The following is an 18,721-nucleotide window of genomic DNA, read 5'->3' on the forward strand; positions in this document are numbered from 1 at the left end:
GCGTGAAGCATCAAGCCTGGTAACCGGGATGCCAGCGCAGCCAGTAACGTTCGAGCCCCTTGGCAAACACATCGGCCAGCTTGCCCAGCAGCGCGTACAGCAAGATGCCCACGAGCACGATGTCGGTCTGCAGAAACTCGCGTGCATTCATCGTGAGGTAGCCGATGCCCGCCTGCGCCGAGATGGTTTCGGCCACGATCAGGATCACCCACATCAGGCCCAGCGAGAAGCGCAGGCCCACCAGGATGCTGGAGAGCGCGCCGGGCAGGATGATTTGCTGGTACAGCTGCCAGCGCCCCAGGCCGTAGGTGCGGCCCATCTCGATCAGGCCCGGGTCCACATTGCGGATGCCGTGGAAGGTGTTGAGGTAGATCGGGAAGAACACCGACACGCTGATGAGGAACAGCTTGGCCGATTCATCGATGCCAAACCACAGGATCACCAGCGGAATGAGCGCCAGTGCGGGAATGTTGCGCACCATCTGGATGGTGGAGTCGAGCAGCGTTTCGAACAGCTTGACCGAGCCGGTCAGCAGGCCCAGCAGCAGCCCCAGGCCGCCGCCAATCGCCAGCCCGGCCAGCGCACGGCCGGCGCTGACCTTGACGTGCGTCCACAGTTCGCCCGACAGGGTCAAAGTCCAGGCGGCCTTCACCACCTCCAGCGGCGAGGGCAGCACGCGGGTGGAGAGCCAGCCTTGCGACGAGGCGATCTGCCACAGCACGATGAGGCCCAGGGGCACGGCCCAGGGCAGCAGGCGCCGCGCCACGCTTGCAAAAAATCGGGCCACGGGTGCGGGCAGAAGAGGGCCATCGAGCGGATGGTCGATGGTGTCGGCAATGGGTGGCGAGACCTGCAGCTCGCGCACGGGCACCGTGTTTGTCTGGGCCTGTGTCATGGCGATATTTCCTGGGGATCGTTGTCGGGCTCCAAGAACTCCAGCTGGTTGCCAGCGGGGTCCTTGACGTAAAAGCGCAGGTACCCGGGCAGCGCACGGTTTTCCACCAGCGGCAGTTCGGCCTGCAGCAGGCGGTGGCGCAGTGCGGGCAGGTCCTGCACCTCAAAGGCCAGGTGCGAAACGGCGGGTGCGGGCTGCCAGTGCTCGGTAGGCACCAGGTCGATGCGCTGCGCGCCGGCCACAAAACGCAGGGCATTGCCCGCGTTCAGCCGCACCTCGGGCAGGCCCAGCAAGCGGCTGTAAAAGCGCCGGATGGGCGCCTCGGCACCGGCCGGGAACGGCAGCTGCACATGGTTGATGGACTGGATGGACATGGGCGGTCTCCTGGGCAGCGCTGCGCTCAGCTTTGCGATGCGCGCGGCACAAAGTCATTGGCCACGGTTTCGCCAAACGGGCCCAGCGGGTTGCCGCCCGCAAGTTTCTCGCGCACACCCACGGGCAGCAGCGGGAACACCAGCTCGGCAAAGCGGTAGGCCTCTTCCAGGTGCGGGTAGCCCGACAGCACAAAGGTGTCGAGCCCCAGCGCGGCGTATTCCTCGATGCGCGTGGCCACGGTCTGCGGGTCGCCCACCAGCGCGGTGCCCGCGCCGCCACGCACCAGGCCCACACCGGCCCAGAGGTTGGGGCTGATCTCCAGGTCGGCCCGCGTGCGCCCAATCGCCGACGGGCCGCCCCTAGGCGATTGCGCCCCCTCGGGGGGCAGCGAGGACACGCCAGTGCCGAGCGTGGGGGCCTTATTCCTGGCGCCGGCATGCAGCCGCGCCATGCGGCGCTGGCCTTCAGAATCCATGCGCGCAAACACGGCCTGGGCACGCGCCACGGTCACGTCGTCCACATGGCTGATAAGTTCTTCGGCCGCCTGCCAGGCCTGGTCTTCGGTCTCGCGCACGATAACGTGCAGGCGGATGCCGAACTTCACGGTGCGCCCATGCTTTGCAGCACGGGCGCGCACGTCGGCCACCTTCTTGGCGACTTCAGCCGGTGGCTCGCCCCAGGTCAGGTAGGTCTCGACCTGCTCGGCGGCGAGGTCGTGGGCGGCGTCGGACGAACCCCCAAAGTACACCGGCGGGTGCGGCTGCTGCAGGGGCGGAAACAGCAGCTTGGCGCCCTTCACGCTGAGGTGCTGGCCGTCATAGTCGAACGATTCACCGCTGTGGCTGCGCGCGAGGATCTCGCGCCAGATGCGGATGAACTCGGCGGACTGCTCGTAGCGCGTGGCGTGGTCCAGAAACACGCCGTCCCCCTCCAGCTCGGTCTGGTCGCCACCGGTGACCAGGTTGATAAGCAGTCGTCCGCCCGAGAGCCGGTCGAACGTGGCCGCCATGCGCGCAGCCAGCGCGGGCTGGTGAAGGCCGGGGCGCACGGCCACCAGGAACTTGAGTTTCTTGGTCACGGCGATCAGGCTGGATGCAACCACCCACGGGTCTTCGCAAGAGCGCCCGGTGGGGATCAAAACGCCCTCGTAGCCCAGGCTGTCGGCGGCAACCGCCACCTGCTGGAGGTAGTCATGGCTGAGCTGGCGTGCGCCTTTGGCAGTGCCAAGGTAGCGGCTGTCGCCGTGGGTGGGAATGAACCAGAAAATTTGCATGGCACAGGTCTTTTCAAAGCGGTATCTCAACGAGGTCCGTACGGGGTCAGTAGGAGATGGCAAAGCCGAACTGGGGCGCGCGCAGGGCCCCGCGTCGCTGCTGCAGGTTCAGCCCCCAGGCGGCGGCCGTGACGCACAGCACGCGCCGCAGTTGGGCGTGCAACGGGAAAGGCATGGGGGCAGGCATGGGCAGCTCCTTGGGCAAAGGCGGTTACAGCAGATCGACCGGCGCGGCGTGCAGCAGGTTGAGCTTTTTGGGAATCAGCTTCAGGTCGAAGAAGGTGTCGGCAATCGATTGCTGCTCGGCCAGGATCTCGCGCGTGACCGGGGCCGTGCCGAAACGGGCGCGGTTCAGGTACAGCTCGGTGATGGATTTGTCGAGGCCCAGCACGGCGGATAGCTCGGCGGCGGCGGCTTCCTTGTTCTTGGACGCCCAGGTATCGATGGCGTTGACCTCTTCGATCGCGATGCGCAGCACATCGGTGTTCCGGGTCGCGAAGTCGCGCGAGGTGAAGTAGTAGGCGCGGTTGTTGACCACGCCCGTAGCGTCGGCCAGCAGGCGGGCATCGAGCGTCTTTTGCGCGGCGGCCAGGAACGGGTCCCAGATGATCCAGGCATCGACCGCGCCGCGCTCGAACGCGGCCCGCGCATCGGCCGGGGCCAGGAAGACGGACTGCACATCGCCGTATTTCAGACCGTTCTTCTCCAGCAGCTTGACTAGGAAGTACTGCACGTTGGAGCCCTTGTTGTAGGCCACGCGCTTGCCCTTCAAATCTGCCACGCTGCGGATGGACGAGTCCTTGGGCACGATCACGGCCTCCAGCGCGGGGCGCGGCACGGTGGCACCGGCGTACACCAGTGGCGCACCGGCGGCCTGGGCAAAGATGGGCGGGGCTTCGCCCACGTCGCCAAAGTCGATGGAGCCGACGTTGAGCGCTTCAAGCTGCACGGGGCCGGCGTTGAATTCCGTCCAGGTGACCTTGACGCCCAGCGGGGCCAGGCGTTTTTCGAGCGTGCCACGGCCTTTCAGGATGGAGAGCCAGCCCTTTTGGTGGCCCACGCGCAGCACGCGGGGCGCGCCAGAGGCCTGGGCCCAAGAAGGGGCGGGTAGCGCTGCCGCAGCGGCAGTGGCAGCACTGGCGGCCAGCAGGTGGCGGCGTTGCAGGGAGAAGCGGTTCAGTTCGTTCATGGTGCAGGTTCCAGCAGCAAATCGGGTGGGAGGAGCACCGGGCGGGCTGACAGCAGGCGGCACACCGCCCTGCCCGCGCACCCGGCGCAGCAAAAAATCAAAAATGGAAATGAAGGGGGACGGAAGGTGGCGCTGGCACTGCGGGACTGCCGCAGCGCCGGGCCTGCGTCAGACGCTACATCGCACGTCAGCGAAGTTGACCGGCGCAAACCGCGTGGCCTGGGCGGGTGATGGGCGCAGGGTTTCGGTCACCAGCACGTTCACCGCATCGTCCAGCCGGGCGGCAATGTCGGCCTGCACGTGGTAGGTGCCCTCGGGCGTCAGCGTGACCTGCGAGTCGGTGGCGTAGATGCCCGGCAGGATGCTCTTGGCGCCCAGCGACTGCAGCACGGGCCGCAACGCGTAGTCGAGCGCCAGCATGTGGTGCGGGCTACCGCCCGTGGCCAGGGGCAGCACGGTCTTGCCCTTGAGGGCGGTTTGCGGCAGCAGGTCCAGAAACACCTTGAGCACGCCGCTGTAGGCCGCCTTGTAGACGGGGGTGGCCACCACCAGCACGCTGGCATCGGCCACCTGGTCGATGGCGCTGACCACCGTGGGGTGCCCAAAGTCGGCCAGCAGCAGCGCCTGGGGCGAGAGGTCGCGGATGTGGATGCGGTCCACCAACGCACCGCGCACCGAGAGGCGCTGGGCCACGGCGTCGAGCAAGGCGGCGGAGCGGGAGCGCTCCGAGGGGCTGCCGGCGATGAGCAAGGCGGACATGGTGTGGATTCCTTGAATACTATGGTTTTGATAGCTGTCAGCGCATGTTTGACTGGCGCTTGGGCTTGTTTTCATTCAAAAAGGGCGAGCAACGCCCCGCCCCGCCCTCTGGGGCGTGGCTTGTTGCACAGAGACAGGGCGCCATCCCCCCGCACACGAAAGGCGGGTGGACTGACTGGCTTACTTACTTGCGGGTGTAGATCTGGTCAAAACTGGCGTTGTCCGCAAAGTGGTCCTTGGCCGCCTTGTCCCAGCCACCGAATGCGTCATTGATGGTGAACAGGTTCAGCTTGGGGAACTGCTTGGCGTACTTGGCCTTTGCCTTTTCAGACACAGCGGGGCGGTAGAAATGCTTGCCCGCAATGTCCTGGCCTTCTTCGGTGTAGAGGTACTGCAGATAGGCCTCGGCCACAGCGCGGGTGCCCTTCTTGTCCACGTTCTTGTCCACCACCGACACGGCGGGCTCGGCCAGGATGGAGATGGACGGGGCAATCACATCGAACTTGGCGCCGAACTCTTTTTCGAGCAGGTAGGCCTCGTTCTCCCAGGCGATCAGCACGTCGCCCTGGTTGCGCTGCGCAAAGGTGATGGTGGAGCCGCGCGCGCCGGTGTCCAGCACGGGCACGTTGCCATACAGCTTGGCCACGAAGTCCTTGGCCTTGCTTTCATCACGGTTTGGACCGCCGTATTTGCGCTTGGCAAATTCCCAGGCAGCCAGGTAGTTCCAGCGCGCGCCACCCGAGGTCTTGGGGTTGGGCGTGATCACCTTCACATCGGGGCGCACCAGGTCGTCCCAGTCCTTGATGCCCTTGGGATTGCCTTGGCGCACCACCAGCACGATGGTGGAGGTGTAGGGCGAGCTGTTGTGTGGCAGGCGCTTTTGCCAGTCTTTGGGGATCCAGCCGCCGTTGGTGTGCAGCGCATCGGTGTCGCCCGCCAGTGCCAGGGTGGCCACGTCGGCCTCGAGCCCGTCAATGATGGAGCGGGCCTGCTTGCCCGAGCCGCCGTGGCTTTGTTTGATGGTCACGTCCTGGCCGGTCTTGGCCTTCCAGTGCTTGGCAAAGGCCTGGTTGAAGTCCACATACAGCTCGCGCGTCGGGTCGTACGACACATTGAGCAGCGTCACCGACTGCGCAAACGACGGCAATGCCGTCAGGGCCAAACTGCCCACCAGGGCGGCGGCGAAGGGAAACTTGATAAAGTCGCGGCGAAAGTTCATGGAAGGGCCTCTTTTATGAATGTGTTGCGGTGCAAAACACCGATGGAACGCATTCTGGAAGGCCCTCTTCAAAACTGGAACTACTGAGATTTCAGTTCTTAATATCCAAATCATCTGAGCGAAGCCTTTTTTCGCTCGCCCCCACTACAAGGAATTCCCATGGCACGCACCGTTCAATGCATCAAGCTCGGCAAGGAAGCCGAAGGCCTCGACTTTCCGCCCTACCCCGGCGAGCTGGGCAAACGCATCTGGGAAAGCGTGAGCAAGGAAGCCTGGGCGGGCTGGCTCAAGCACCAGACCATGCTGGTCAATGAAAACCGCCTGAACCTGGCCGATGCGCGCGCCCGCCAGTACCTAGCACGCCAGATGGAAAACCACTTTTTTGGTGGCGGCGCAGACGCCGCAGCGGGCTACGTCCCGCCCAGCGCGTAACGGAGCGACGCGAAGTGCAGCGCTGCAAAAAGTGGTTTCGCCAAAACCATTTCTTTGGTGGCGGCACAGATGCCGCAGCGGGCTACGTCCCGCCCAGCGCGTAACGGAGCAAAGCGCAGTGCAGCGCTGCAAGAAATGGTTTCACCAAAATCATTTCTTTGGCGGCGGTGCGGACGCTGCTGCGGGTTACGTCCCGCCCAGTGCGTGACGCAGCGCAACGCACCCTGGAGCGGTTCGCGGTAAAAAGCCGCTTTTCCTTCCCAACAGGCCGGCGCCACGCCGGCCTTTTGCCGTTCCCATGACTGAACCCGTCGAGTGGCTGCCAGACGGCACCCCCTACAGCCCCCGCTTCGGCGACCGCTACCACAGTGAAAACGGCGGCCTCACCCAGGCCCGCCGCGTATTTCTGCACGGCTGCGGCCTGCCCGAGGCCTGGGCCGGGCAGCCGCAGTGGCGCATTCTGGAAACCGGTTTTGGCTTTGGCCTGAACTTCCTGGTGACCTGGGCGGCCTGGCGGGCCGACCCGCAGCGCCCCACGCTGCTGCACTTTGTATCGACCGAGGCCTGGCCCATAAGCGCGGCCGACCTGCTCCGGGCCACCTCGGTCCACCCCGAGCTGGCGCCGCTGGCCGAAGCACTCCATCAGCAATGGTGGGGCCTGCTGCCGGGCGTGCACCGGCTGCGTTTTGACGAGGGCCGCGTGCTGCTCACCTTGTACGTGGGCGACACCCAGGCCATGCTGCGCCAGCAGAACCTGACGGTGGACTCCGTCTACCTCGACGGCTTCAGTCCCCAGCGCAACCCCGACAGCTGGGACCCGCACACCCTGAAGGCCGTGGCGCGCTGTTGCCGGCGCGGCACCCGCTTGGCCACCTGGACCATCGCCCGCGCTGTGCGTGATGCGCTAACGCAATGTGGTTTTGAAGTGACCCGCGTGCCCGGCGTGCCACCCAAGCGCGACAACCTGCATGCCACCTTCAATCCGCGCTGGGAACCGCGCACCTCGCGCCAAGCAGAGGCGGCGGCGCCCCCCTCCCCGCGCGGCCCCTGCATCGTAATCGGTGGCGGTATTGCGGGCGCAGCCGCCGCTGCCAGCCTGGCCCAGCGCGGCTGGCAGGTCACGGTGCTGGACCAGGCCCCCGAGCCCGCCGCAGGCGCATCGGCCCTGCCCGCCGGGGTGTTCGCCCCCCATGTGTCGCCCGACGACAGCGTGCTGTCGCGCCTGTCGCGCAGCGGCATCCGCACCACCCTGGAGCAGGCCCGCTGGCTGCTGAACGAGGGGCTGGACTGGGCGCATTGCGGCGTGCTGGAGCACCGCACTGACGGCAGCCCCGGCGTGTCGCCCGATTGGCCCCAAGGGCCGGGCGCCGCCTGGAGCGAGCCAGCGTCCCCCGCCGCCCTGGCCGCCGCCCAATTGCCGCCTGACGCGACCGCCTGCTGGCACCACCAGGCGGGCTGGGTGCGCCCGGCGCGCCTAGCCAGGGCCTTGCTGGGTCAGCCAGGCATTCATTGGCGGGGGAATTGCGCAGTGGCCCAGCTGCGGCGTGTGGAGATACCCGCCACTGCCCACGGCCCCGCAACCACCACCTGGCAGGCGCTCGATGCCCAGGGCCAGGTGCTGGCCGAGGCCGCCACGGTGGTCATTGCTGCAGGCGCAGGCAGCCTGGCCCTGCTGAACCACCGCTGGCCCCTGCAGCCGGTGCGCGGGCAGGTGTCGTGGGGCCAACATGCCGACCCGGCAGCGCTCCTGCGGCCATGGATTCCGTTCCCGGCCAACGGCAATGGCAACCTGGTGCCCCGGTTCCCGCTGGGCGATCAAGCCGATGGCGACCAGGGCTGGGTGATGGGCTCCACGTTCGAGCGCGATGTGCAGGTCCTGCCGCCGGCCGATGCCGACATCCACGCCGCCCACGCCACCAACTGGGCCAAGCTGCAGGGCCTGCTGCCCGGCATCGCCCCCCAGCTGGAACCCTTGTTCGCCCAGGCACTGAACGCCCCGGCTCTACAGCCCGCCGCCGGGGAGCCCTCCGCGCTGCATACCTGGGCTGCCGTGCGCTGCACCGCCCCCGACCGCCTGCCCATCGTGGGCCCGGTGGATGCAGCCCAGCTGCCGGGCCTGTGGACCAGCACCGCCATGGGCGCACGCGGGCTCACGCTGGCGCTCTTGTGCGGCGAACTGCTCGCGGCCCGGCTGCAAGGTGAGCCCTTGCCCATCGACACACGGCTGGCCAAGGCGCTGGGCACCGAGCGACTGCCGTGACGGGGCGCGGCAGCCCCCACGAACCAGCGCCAATCCTTGCTTATAAACAAAATGACATATTGGCAAAGCAAAACAATAGTTTGCATCCATAAGAAGGCCCTCTACATTCCTCGCCATGCATGAATTGGCGTTTGTTTTTGCGGGCTTTGCCGTTGGGCTCATCGTAGGCCTGACCGGTGTGGGCGGCGGCTCGCTCATGACGCCGATCCTGATCTTCTTCTTCGGAATCAAACCCCACATGGCCGTGGGCACCGATCTGCTGTTTGCCGCCTTCACCAAGATGGGGGGCACCGTCAGCTTGGCGCGCCAGCGCCTGGTGCCCTGGAAAGTGGTGGGCCAGCTGTGCGCGGGCAGCATTCCAGCGGCGCTGCTGGCGCTGTGGACGCTGCACACCCTGGGCCCGGCCAGCGCCACCGCCCAGCGCATCATGACCACCACGCTGGGTTTTGCCCTGCTGCTCACGGCGGCAGCCACGCTCTACAAGGCCATTGTTTTCTCTGCCCAGCGCCAGGCAGCCGAAGCAGCCGCCCGCAGGACCCATACCGGCGACGCCACCCGCCCCCGCCACTGGAGCCTGCCCGTGCTGCTGGGCGCCGTCATCGGTACGCTGGTCACGTTCACCTCCGTGGGCGCGGGCGCCATCGGCGTCACGGTGCTGCTGCTGGTCTACCCCCTGCTGCCGCTGCCGCGCATCATTGGCGCCGACATCGCCTACGCCGTTCCGCTGACCCTGGTGGCAGGCCTCGGCCATGCCTCGCTGGGCTCGGTGGACTGGCCTTTGCTTGCACAATTGCTGGCTGGCTCGCTGCCGGGCATCTGGCTGGGCTCCCGCCTGGTCACCCGCACGCCTGAGCGCCTGATTCGCTCCGCCTTGTCCCTCTTGCTGGCCTGGGCAGGCTTCAAACTGATTCTGATCTGAGTCCCCTATGTACCAATACACCGCTTTCGACACCCAGTTCGTGCAACAGCGTGCCGCGCAGTTCCGTGACCAGCTCACGCGCTGGCAGACGGGCAAGCTGAGCGAGGACGACTTCCGCCCCCTGCGCCTGCAAAACGGCTGGTATGTGCAGCGCTACGCCCCCATGCTGCGCGTGGCCGTGCCTTATGGCGAAATCGCCAGCCGCCAGCTGCGCGTGCTGGCGCAGATTGCCCGCGAATATGACGAGCCCGAAGCCGCCGTCTTCAAGGCCGCCATGGAAGGCCAGGGCAAGCTGGGCACCACGTTCCTGCCCAAGAACTGCGCCCACTTCACCACCCGCACCAATGTGCAGTTCAACTGGATTCCGCTGTCCAAGAGCGCGGACGTGATGGACCTGCTCGCCAGCGTCAACCTGCACGGCATCCAGACCAGCGGCAACTGCATCCGCAACACCACCACCGACGCGCTGGCAGGCATCGCTGTGGACGAGATCGTGGACCCCCGCCCCTATGCGGAGCTGATCCGCCAGTGGTCCACGCTGCACCCCGAGTTCGCATTTTTGCCCCGCAAGTTCAAGATCGCAATCACCGGCGCCAAGGACGACCGCGCAGCCACCGGTTGGCACGACGTGGGCCTGCACCTGGTCAAGAACGATGCGGGTGAGATCGGCTTCAAGGTGTTTGTGGGCGGTGGCATGGGCCGCACGCCGGTGATTGGCACCGTGATCCGTGAGTTCCTGCCCTGGAACCAGATCATGAATTACATCGAGGCCATCGTGCGCGTGTACAACGAGCACGGCCGCCGCGACAACAAGTACAAGGCCCGTATCAAGATTCTGGTGAAATCTGAAGGCCAGCAGTACATCGACGATGTGGAAGCCGAATACCGCCAGATTCTGGAGATCGACGGTGGCCCCCACACCATCCCGCAGGCCGAGTTCGACCGCGTGGCCGCCTGCTTTGTGGCACCGAAGCTGGCTGACATTGCCGACGTGGCGCCAGAGGCCCTGCAAGTACAGCTCAACGCCCAGGCCGCAGAGCACGTGATGTTTGGCCGCTGGCTGCAGCGCAATGTGCACCCGCACCGGAACCCGCAGCTGCGCGCCGTGACGCTGTCGTTCAAGCGCCCCGGCCAGTCGCCCGGCGACGCCACCAGCGACCAGCTCATCGCCTTGGCCGACCTGGTGGACAAGTATTCCGCCGGTGAGGCCCGCGTGACCCACGACCAGAACGTGCTGCTGCCCTGGGTACACGCAAGCCGTCTGTTCGACCTGTGGCAAGAAGCCAAGGCCCTGGGCTTGGCCAGCGCCAACGTGCAGTTGCTCACCGACATGATCGCTTGCCCCGGCGGCGACTTCTGCGCGCTGGCCAACGCCCGCTCGCTGCCGATTGCCGAGGCCATCACCCAGCGCTACCAGGACCTGGACGAGCTGGACGACATTGGCGAGATCGACCTGCACATCAGCGGCTGCATCAACAGCTGCGGCCACCACCACAGCGGCCACATCGGCATCCTCGGCGTCGATAAAGACGGCAAGGAGTGGTACCAGGTCACGCTGGGCGGCTCGGATGGTTCCGACCTGTCGGGCGCTGCCGTGGCCGGCAAGGTGATCGGCCCCTCGTTCTCGGCCGCCGAAGTGCCGGACGTGATCGAGGCCGTGCTGAACACCTACCGCGACCTGCGCGAAAGCGGAGAGACCTTCCAGAACACCGTGCGCCGCACCGGCCTGGACCCCTTCAAGGAAGCCGCCAAGCAGGCCCGCCACAAAGACGAAACCCTGGCCACGGCCTGAAGCCGAGCTACTCCGCTCCCCCGATCCCGGAACGATGATGAACCTGAAACTTCTCGCATCCCACGAACACCAGCCCCCGGCAGAAGGCGACGCCCGCGCGGTGGCGCTGGCCAACGATGCCGACGCCCTGGCCCTCACGCTTGACGGCGTGGAGCGTGTGGACCTGCACTTCCCCAACTTCACCGACGGCCGCGCGTTCAGCCAGGCCTTCCTGCTGCGCCGCCGCCGTGGCTTCAAGGGCGAAATCCGCGCCACCGGCGATGTGCTGATCGACCAGCTGGTGCAGATGCAGCGCACGGGTTTTTCCAGCGCTGTGTTGCGCGAGGGCGTGGACGCTGCCGATGCGCAGCGCCAGTTTGAACGCTTCCCTGGCTTCTACCAGGGCGACGCCGTGAACCCCCAACCCCTGTTTGCCGCCCAGGCCGCCTGACAGGCGCACTGCCCGCGCGCCCGCTGCACCAAAACACGAGTCCCCTCACCATGAGCCAAATCGATCTCGCACGCATCAACACCGACCTGGGACGCAACGCACCCGCCCTGGTGGAATGGGCCCTGGGCCTGGGCAAGACCAGCATCGTCACCACCAACTTCCGCCCCTTCGAAGCCGTGATCCTGCACATGGTCACGCAGGTGAATCCTGACGTGCCCGTGGTCTGGATGGACAACGGCTACAACACCGAAACCACCTACCGCTTTGCCGACGAAGTGACCCAGCAGCTGGGGTTGAAGCTGAAGATCTACCTGCCCCTGCGCTCGCGCGCCCACCGCGAAGCGGTGGACGGCCCTACGCCCGCGCTGGACGACCCACGCCACGCCGCCTTCACCGAAGAGGTGAAGCTGGAACCCTTTGCCCGCGCCCTGCGCGAGACCGCGCCGCAAGTCTGGTTCACTGCGCTGCGCGCCACTGATACCACCGTGCGCGCGCAGATGGACCCGGTGAGCATCAACCCCGACGGCCTCATCAAAGTGGCTCCACTGCTGCACTGGTCGTCCAAAGACCTGCACGAGTACTGCGTGAAACACGGCCTGCCCAACAACTTCGACTACGTGGACCCCACCAAGGGGGAAGACAACCGCGAGTGTGGCCTGCACATTGCCCACTGACCCCAGGTCCGACGATGAACGCCCGCACCGACTCAGCGCTGCTTGAGAAAACCAACAACATGAGCTACCACCTCAACAACTCCCACCTCGACGCCCTGGAAGAAGAAACCATCTTCATCCTGCGCGAAGTCGCCGCCGCCTTCGAGCGCCCCGCCCTGCTGTTTTCGGGCGGCAAGGATTCGCTGGTCATGCTCAAGTGCGCAGAGAAGGCCTTTGGCGCGGGCCGCATCCCTTACCCGCTCTTGATGATCGACACGGGCCACAACTTCCCTGAAGTGACGGACTTCCGCGACTTCCGGGCCAAGGAACTGGGCGCCGAACTCATCGTGCGCAGCGTGGAAGATTCGATGGCGCGTGGCACCGTGCGCCTGGCCCACCCCGGCGAGTCGCGCAACGTGCACCAGTCGGTCACTCTGCTCGAGGCCATCGAGGAATTCCGCTTCGACGCGCTGATCGGCGGCGCCCGCCGCGACGAGGAAAAGGCGCGCGCCAAGGAGCGCATCTTCAGCCACCGCGACAGCTTTGGCCAATGGCAGCCCAAGGCCCAGCGCCCCGAGCTGTGGACCCTGTTCAACACCCGCCTGCAGCCCGGCGAACACTTCCGCGTGTTCCCCATCAGCAACTGGACCGAGCTGGACGTGTGGCAGTACATCGACCGCGAGCAGATCGGCCTGCCCAGCATCTACTACACGCACAAGCGCCAGGTGGTGGACAAGAAGGGCCTGCTGATGCCCGTGACCGAGCTGACCCCGCCGCGTGAGGGCGATGTGGTGGAAACGCGCGATGTGCGCTTCCGCACTGTGGGCGACATCACCTGCACCGCCCCCGTGGAAAGCACCGCAGCCACCCCGGCCGAGATCGTCATCGAGACACTGGCCGCCGACGTGAGCGAGCGTGGCGCCACGCGCATGGACGACAAGACATCGGATGCTTCGATGGAGAAGCGCAAGAAGGACGGGTATTTCTGATGACCGCTATCAATTCAATAGCTACTAGCACAAACAACACTGGCGCTACCGGCCAAAACGACCATATTTCCGCCCTCAAGTTCATCACTTGCGGCTCCGTCGATGACGGCAAGAGCACGCTGATCGGCCGCCTGCTGGTGGACAGCAAGGCCGTGCTGCAAGACCACCTGGCCGGCGTTCAGCGCCAGGGTGAGACCGACCTGGCCCTGCTGACCGACGGCCTTTCCGCCGAGCGCGAACAGGGCATCACCATCGACGTGGCCTACCGCTACTTCGCCACCGAAGAGCGCAAGTTCATCATTGGCGACGCGCCCGGCCACGAGCAGTACACCCGCAACATGGTGACGGCTGCCAGCAGCGCCGACGCCGCCGTGGTGCTGGTCGATGCGACCAAGCTCGACTGGAAGAACCCCAGCCTGGCCCTGCTGCCGCAGACCCGCCGCCACAGCCTGCTGGTGCACCTGCTGCGCGTGCATTCGCTGGTCTTTGCCGTGAACAAGCTCGACGCCGTGGAAGACCCCGCACTGGCCTGGAAGCACATCCAGGGCGCGTTGCAAGCCTTTGCCCAGGCCGCTGGCATCACCGTGCGCGCCACGGTGCCCGTGTCTGCATTGAAGGGCTGGAACGTGGTCGATGCCCACGCCGGCTGGTGCGGCTACACCGGCCCCACACTGCTGCAAGTGCTGGAAGAGTTGCCCAACACCCCCGCCGACACAGCACTGGCACCGGCCTTCCCGGTGCAGTGGGTCGAAAAGTTCTCGTCCTCGTCAGACACCAGCCAAGGCCGCCGCGTGTTCTGGGGCCGTGTGGCTGCAGGCACCTTCGCGCCCGGCACGGCCGTACAGATCTTCCCCAGCGGCCAGCTGGCCACCGTGGCCCAGGTGCTGGACCACGCCCGCCGCCCCAAGGACGTGCCCGCAGGCACCAGCGCCGGGATCATCCTGGACCGCGAGGTGGACGTATCGCGCGGTGACTGGATTCTGGCCGCGCCCACAGCTGCTGCAGCGCCGGTTGCCGACGACGACTTTGGCGACACGCCCGCTGCCGCCCCGGCCTGGCCCGCCAGCCGCGAGCTGCGCACCACCATCGCCTGGATGGACGACGAGCCCCTGGTCGCTGGCCGCGTGTACTGGGCGCTGCATGGCCACCGCTGGGTCAAGGCCAAGGTCAAGGCCGTGGTGCACAAGCTCAACATCAACACGCTGGCCGAAGAAGCTGCCACGCAGCTCGACCCCAACGCCATCGGCCATGTGGAACTGCTGCTGCAAGAGGCGATTCCCGCTGCGCCGTTCACCCAGGCCCGCGTGCTCGGATCGCTGATCCTGGTGGACACCGCCAGCCACAAAACTGCGGGCGCCGTGCTGGTCAACTGATGGGCCACTGACCCAGATCAGCCTCCGCACGCCCGAGACACCCCTTCGCAGCAAGGGGCCCTGTAACCAAAGGTCGGTGAAAGCTTCTAAAATCGAGGGTTTTCACCGACCCACACAACTCCTGTCATGACCCACGTCGTTTCCGAAAACTGCATCAAGTGCAAGTACACCGATTGTGTGGACGTGTGCCCCGTGGACTGCTTCCGCGAAGGCCCGAACATGCTCGTCATCGATCCTGACGAATGCATCGACTGCGCCGTCTGCATCCCCGAGTGCCCGGCCAACGCCATCTTTGCCGAAGAAGACCTGCCGGCCGACCAGATCGCCTTCATCAAGCTCAACGCCGACCTGGCCTTTGCCGACGGCTGGAAGAGCATCACCAAGCGCAAGCCCGCACTGCCCGACGCCGACGAGTGGAACGGCAAGCCGGGCAAGGTCAACGAACTGATCAAGTAACCCGCCGCACGCCCCACTGGTGACCGAGACTTTGCAAGCGCCCACCGTGGTCGAGACCGACGCCGTTGTCATCGGCGCAGGTCCCGTGGGCCTGTTCCAGGTCTTCCAGCTGGGCCTGCAAGGCATCACCGCCCACTTGATCGACGCCCTGCCCCATGCGGGCGGCCAGTGCGTCGAGCTGTACGGCGACAAACCCATCTACGACATCCCGGGCATCCCGGTGTGCACAGGGCGTGAGCTGGCCGCTTTGCTGCTTCAGCAGATTGCGCCGTTCAAGACCCAGTGGCACCTGAACGCGCTGGTGTCCGCACTCACCGTGCAGGCCGATGGACGCCTGCTGGTCGAAACCTCGCAAGGTGCGCAACTGCTGGCCCGCAGCGTGTTCATTGCCGCAGGCGTGGGCGCCTTTGTGCCGCGCACGCTCAAGGTGGACGGCATCGAGCGGTTTGTCGGCACCCAGGTCCACTACCAAAGCCTGCCCGCGACGGTGGATGTGACCGGGCGCCACGTGGTCGTGCACGGCGGCGACGAGCCCGCCGTGGCCCGCGCCGTGGAACTGGCCGAACAAGGCCAGGCTGCACGCGTCAGCCTGCTGCACCGCCGCGACGTGTTCCAGGCGCCTGAAGCCCTGCTGCAACGCCTGCAGCAATTGCGCGATGCGGGCCGCATCCACGTCGAGGCCGCACAGATCACCGGCATTGAAACCGCTGGCGACCAGCTGACGGCCTTGCAGGTGGTGGACGCCGATGGCAGCACCCGCGCCCTGGCGCTGGACCTGCTGGTGGCCGTGCTGGGTATCTCGCCCCGCCTCGGGCCCATTGCGGACTGGGGTTTGGCCATGGATCGCAAACAGCTAGTGGTGGACACCGAGGCCTTCCGCACCAGCGTGCCCGGGATCTACGCCGTGGGCGACATCAACACCTACCCCGGCAAGCGCAAGCTCATTCTGTGTGGCTTCCACGAGGCCACGCTGGCCGCCTTTGGCGCGGCCGAAGCGCTCAAGGGCGACAAGGTGGCACTGCAATACACCACCACCAGCCCGCGCCTGCACCAGTTGCTGGGTGTGGCCCCGGCCACCGCTGCCTGACTGGGCGCGCGACGGCCGCACACCACTACAATCCGCAGCGCGCTGCTTTAGCAAGCGCTACCGCTAGGGGTGTCGATGTGGGCCCGCCCGCCTCGACTGAGAGAGTCCCTTTGAACCTGATTGAGATCATCCTCGCGCAGGGAAGCAAGTCCGCCACGGCATGGCTCTGAAGACGTCAGGGCGCACCGGCGGGCCGCCCCTGCTCTGTATCTGCTTACGGAGCCATTCCATGTCCTCATCGCCCGCAACGCACGCCGCCAACGAAGCGCTGGCCCCTGTCTCCCCCGACCGCCGCGTCTTCCAGTGGCATGACCATGCCTCGCTCTGGTTCAGCCTGGGCGTGGGACTGCTGGTCATGCAGGTGGGTGCTTATCTGATGCCTGCACTGGGTACCAAAGAGGCCCTGATCGCCATCGTGGCCGGTTCCATCGTGGGTGCGGGCCTGCTGGGCTGGGTGGCCAAGCTGGGCTGCGACAGCGGCCTGGCCAGTGCGGGGCTGATGCACGCGGTGTATGGCCGCACGTTTGCCAGCCTGCCCATCATCCTGAACATCGTGCAGCTGGTGGGCTGGGGCACGTTCGAGCTGGTGGTAATGCGTGACGCCACCGTGGCGATTGGCCAGCAGTCGGGCGCCATGGCGGGAGCCCACTGGCCCGTGCTGGCCACGCTGCTGTGGGGCGGCGTGGTGATGCTGCTGATCAGCGGATCGATGGTGCAGCTGGTGCGCAAGCTGATTGCGCGCATCGCGCTGCCGCTGGTGGTGTTGTCGCTGCTGTGGCTATCGTGGCAGTTTCTGTCGCTGGCACAAACGCAAGGCTTTGAAGCGCTGTGGACGCGCAAGGGCGAAGGCGGCATGGGCGTGCTGCCCGCGCTGGACCTGGTGATCGCCATGCCCATTTCGTGGCTGCCACTGGTGGCCGACTACGCCCGCCATGGCAAGAACGGTGGCTCTGCACTGCGCGGCACTTGGCTGGGCTATGCGCTGGCCAACATCTGGTGCTACAGCCTGGGTGTGCTGGTGGCACTGACCTTGCCCAGCCAGGACCTGGTGCAGGCGCTGCTGCTGGCCCAGGGCGGGCTGATTGCGCTGTCGCTGATCCTGATCGACGAGGTGGACAACGCCTATGGCGATGCGTATTCAGGCGCCGTGTCGGCCCATAGCCTGCTGCCGCGCTGGGGTGTGCGCGCCTGGGGCCTGCTGGTGGCCGCGCTGTGCACCGGGCTGGCGCTGGTGCTGCCCATGCACAGCCTGGAACCGTTCCTGCTGCTGCTCAGCTCGGTGTTTGTGCCGCTGTTTGGCGTGATCCTCGGACGCCTGGCCTTTGGCACCGATGCACCCGCCCTGCTGGCGACAGCGCGCAAGGTGAATGTGGCGCCCGTAGCCATCTGGCTGGCCGGCATCGCGGTGTACCACCTGGCGCCCAAGGTGCTGCCTGATGCGGGCTCTGCCCTGCCCGCGCTGGCGTTCAGCTTTGTGCTGGCCTGGGCGACACGGCCGAAGGCACGCTGAGTCGCCGCCAAGACACTATTAAAAGATGAGCATTTGGCGCATGGTTGACTAGCGCTTGCGCCTCAAAACACCTAAAAATCGCTCTACAGCGCCTGAAACACCCGCTGCGCCACCGGCGCGTAGCCGTGGTTGAGGGGGCCGTGGCCCCGGCCGGTGGTGACATTTGCTCCGGCAGCAATGGCCCCCAGGATGTAGGCCCGTGCCTGCTCCACGGCCTGCTCCAGCGGTAGGCCCAGCGCCAGGTGGGCCGCGATCGCAGACGACAGGGTGCAGCCCGTGCCATGCCCGTTGTGGGTGGCAATGCGTTGTGACTGCAACCGGTGACCCTGAGCACCACCCTGCACGGCCAGCACATCCACCACCCAGTCGCCCGGCAAGTGCCCGCCTTTGAGCAATGCGGCGCGGGCGCCCAGCCGCAGCAGGTCTTGCGCGGCCAGCTCCAGCGCCTCCACGCCTTCGATACGGCGCCCCAGCAGCCAACCGGCCTCGTCCAGGTTGGGCGTGACCACCTCGGCCAGCGGAAACAGCTCTCGGACCAGCACGGCCACCGTCTCCTGCGCAATCAGCCGGTCGCCACTGGTGGCCACCATCACCGGGTCCAGCACCACGTGCGGCAGCTGGTAGGTCCGAATGGCGTCTGCCACCACATGCACCACGTCGGGCGAGTGCAGCATGCCGATCTTGACGGCGTCCACGCCAATGTCCTGCACCACCGCATCGATCTGGGCCTTGAGCATCTCGGGCGGAATGCCGTGGATGCCCGTCACCCCGCAGGTGTTCTGGGCCGTGATGGCGGTGATGGCCGTCATGCCGTAGCAGCCCAGCGCACTGAAGGTCTTGAGGTCGGCCTGGATGCCCGCGCCGCCGCCGCTGTCAGACCCTGCGATGGAGAGCACGCGTGCGTAGCGGTGGCCCGTCGAGGGCAAGGAGGTCGTCGGTGAAATCATGGCAAAAATTATGGCCTATGCGCCACGTCAAAACGGGGCACATGGGGGATGTGCTGTAATTCATTTTCCGGACGAAACAGGGGTGTCCTGCCATCAAGATGCTGTTCTTGGGCGTGCGACTGAGAAATACCCTGGGGCCTGTACAGAACCCTGTGCACTGCGA

At 66.2% G+C, this 18,721-nt stretch carries 19 protein-coding genes and 1 riboswitch; of the genes, 11 read left to right on the forward strand and 8 right to left on the reverse strand.

Going from position 1 to position 18,721, the window contains the following annotated elements; all coding sequences use genetic code 11:
• Positions 1-10: 10 nt before the first annotated feature.
• The 7 genes from ssuC to ACODSU_RS20735 form a co-directional block, all read right to left on the reverse strand.
• Complete coding sequence (ssuC, locus tag ACODSU_RS20705; protein WP_488844425.1) at positions 11-895, reverse strand: aliphatic sulfonate ABC transporter permease SsuC; 885 nt, start codon at positions 893-895, stop codon at positions 11-13.
• Complete coding sequence (locus ACODSU_RS20710; RefSeq protein WP_060984828.1) at positions 892-1,269, reverse strand: VOC family protein; 378 nt, start codon at positions 1,267-1,269, stop codon at positions 892-894. The genes ssuC and ACODSU_RS20710 overlap by 4 nt, the downstream gene beginning before the upstream one ends.
• 26 nt (positions 1,270-1,295) lie before the next feature.
• A complete protein-coding gene (locus ACODSU_RS20715; RefSeq protein WP_488844427.1) occupies positions 1,296-2,543 on the reverse strand; it encodes an FMNH2-dependent alkanesulfonate monooxygenase in 1,248 nt (415 codons plus the stop codon).
• Between the two features lie 46 nt (positions 2,544-2,589).
• Positions 2,590-2,730 (reverse strand): hypothetical protein, encoded by a 141-nt coding sequence (locus ACODSU_RS20720; protein WP_172727574.1) that lies wholly within the window; start codon positions 2,728-2,730, stop codon positions 2,590-2,592.
• 24 nt (positions 2,731-2,754) lie between these two features.
• The gene (locus ACODSU_RS20725) at positions 2,755-3,732 is read right to left on the reverse strand and encodes a sulfonate ABC transporter substrate-binding protein (RefSeq protein WP_488844429.1); all 978 of its coding nucleotides are present in this window, start codon (positions 3,730-3,732) and stop codon (positions 2,755-2,757) included.
• A gap of 168 nt (positions 3,733-3,900) precedes the next feature.
• On the reverse strand, positions 3,901-4,491 hold the full coding sequence (gene ssuE / locus ACODSU_RS20730) for an NADPH-dependent FMN reductase (RefSeq protein ID WP_015013767.1): 591 nt from the start codon (positions 4,489-4,491) through the stop codon (positions 3,901-3,903).
• A gap of 184 nt (positions 4,492-4,675) precedes the next feature.
• Positions 4,676-5,710 carry a sulfate ABC transporter substrate-binding protein gene (locus ACODSU_RS20735; RefSeq protein ID WP_488844431.1) on the reverse strand — a complete coding sequence of 345 codons (1,035 nt, stop codon included), beginning with the start codon at positions 5,708-5,710 and terminating at the stop codon, positions 4,676-4,678.
• A 159-nt stretch (positions 5,711-5,869) separates the two neighbouring features.
• On the opposite strand from ACODSU_RS20735, the gene ACODSU_RS20740 reads away from it, so the two are divergent.
• From ACODSU_RS20740 to ACODSU_RS20790, 11 genes are all read left to right on the forward strand, one after another.
• Complete coding sequence (locus tag ACODSU_RS20740; protein ID WP_010461281.1) at positions 5,870-6,142, forward strand: oxidative damage protection protein; 273 nt, start codon at positions 5,870-5,872, stop codon at positions 6,140-6,142.
• Positions 6,143-6,440: 298 nt separating this feature from the next.
• Positions 6,441-8,402: a bifunctional tRNA (5-methylaminomethyl-2-thiouridine)(34)-methyltransferase MnmC2/FAD-dependent 5-carboxymethylaminomethyl-2-thiouridine(34) oxidoreductase MnmC1 gene (gene mnmC, locus ACODSU_RS20745; protein ID WP_488844433.1), complete on the forward strand. Its 1,962-nt coding sequence runs from the start codon at positions 6,441-6,443 to the stop codon at positions 8,400-8,402.
• Positions 8,403-8,517: 115 nt separating this feature from the next.
• A complete protein-coding gene (locus tag ACODSU_RS20750) occupies positions 8,518-9,321 on the forward strand; it encodes a sulfite exporter TauE/SafE family protein (protein WP_488844435.1) in 804 nt (267 codons plus the stop codon).
• A 7-nt stretch (positions 9,322-9,328) separates the two neighbouring features.
• Complete coding sequence (locus ACODSU_RS20755) at positions 9,329-11,113, forward strand: nitrite/sulfite reductase (protein WP_488844437.1); 1,785 nt, start codon at positions 9,329-9,331, stop codon at positions 11,111-11,113.
• Between the two features lie 43 nt (positions 11,114-11,156).
• A complete protein-coding gene (locus ACODSU_RS20760) occupies positions 11,157-11,543 on the forward strand; it encodes a DUF934 domain-containing protein (protein ID WP_488844485.1) in 387 nt (128 codons plus the stop codon).
• 50 nt (positions 11,544-11,593) lie between these two features.
• Positions 11,594-12,217: a phosphoadenosine phosphosulfate reductase domain-containing protein gene (locus tag ACODSU_RS20765; RefSeq protein WP_488844439.1), complete on the forward strand. Its 624-nt coding sequence runs from the start codon at positions 11,594-11,596 to the stop codon at positions 12,215-12,217.
• Between the two features lie 14 nt (positions 12,218-12,231).
• A complete protein-coding gene (gene cysD / locus ACODSU_RS20770) occupies positions 12,232-13,185 on the forward strand; it encodes a sulfate adenylyltransferase subunit CysD (protein WP_099729969.1) in 954 nt (317 codons plus the stop codon).
• A complete protein-coding gene (locus ACODSU_RS20775) occupies positions 13,185-14,558 on the forward strand; it encodes a sulfate adenylyltransferase subunit 1 (RefSeq protein ID WP_488844442.1) in 1,374 nt (457 codons plus the stop codon). The genes cysD and ACODSU_RS20775 overlap by 1 nt, the downstream gene beginning before the upstream one ends.
• A 126-nt stretch (positions 14,559-14,684) precedes the next feature.
• A complete protein-coding gene (gene fdxA, locus ACODSU_RS20780) occupies positions 14,685-15,014 on the forward strand; it encodes a ferredoxin FdxA (RefSeq protein WP_008904181.1) in 330 nt (109 codons plus the stop codon).
• Positions 15,015-15,060: 46 nt separating this feature from the next.
• Positions 15,061-16,101, forward strand: coding sequence for an NAD(P)/FAD-dependent oxidoreductase (locus ACODSU_RS20785; RefSeq protein WP_488844487.1), 1,041 nt, complete (start codon positions 15,061-15,063; stop codon positions 16,099-16,101).
• 55 nt (positions 16,102-16,156) lie between these two features.
• Positions 16,157-16,261: riboswitch (TPP riboswitch) on the forward strand.
• A gap of 69 nt (positions 16,262-16,330) precedes the next feature.
• Positions 16,331-17,611: a purine-cytosine permease family protein gene (locus ACODSU_RS20790; RefSeq protein ID WP_488844444.1), complete on the forward strand. Its 1,281-nt coding sequence runs from the start codon at positions 16,331-16,333 to the stop codon at positions 17,609-17,611.
• 83 nt (positions 17,612-17,694) lie between these two features.
• Here the strand turns inward: ACODSU_RS20790 and thiD are convergent, their stop codons facing one another.
• Positions 17,695-18,558, reverse strand: coding sequence for a bifunctional hydroxymethylpyrimidine kinase/phosphomethylpyrimidine kinase (gene thiD, locus ACODSU_RS20795; RefSeq protein WP_488844446.1), 864 nt, complete (start codon positions 18,556-18,558; stop codon positions 17,695-17,697).
• Positions 18,559-18,721: the final 163 nt, after the last annotated feature.

It is taken from the genome of Acidovorax sp. FG48, assembly GCF_057809085.1.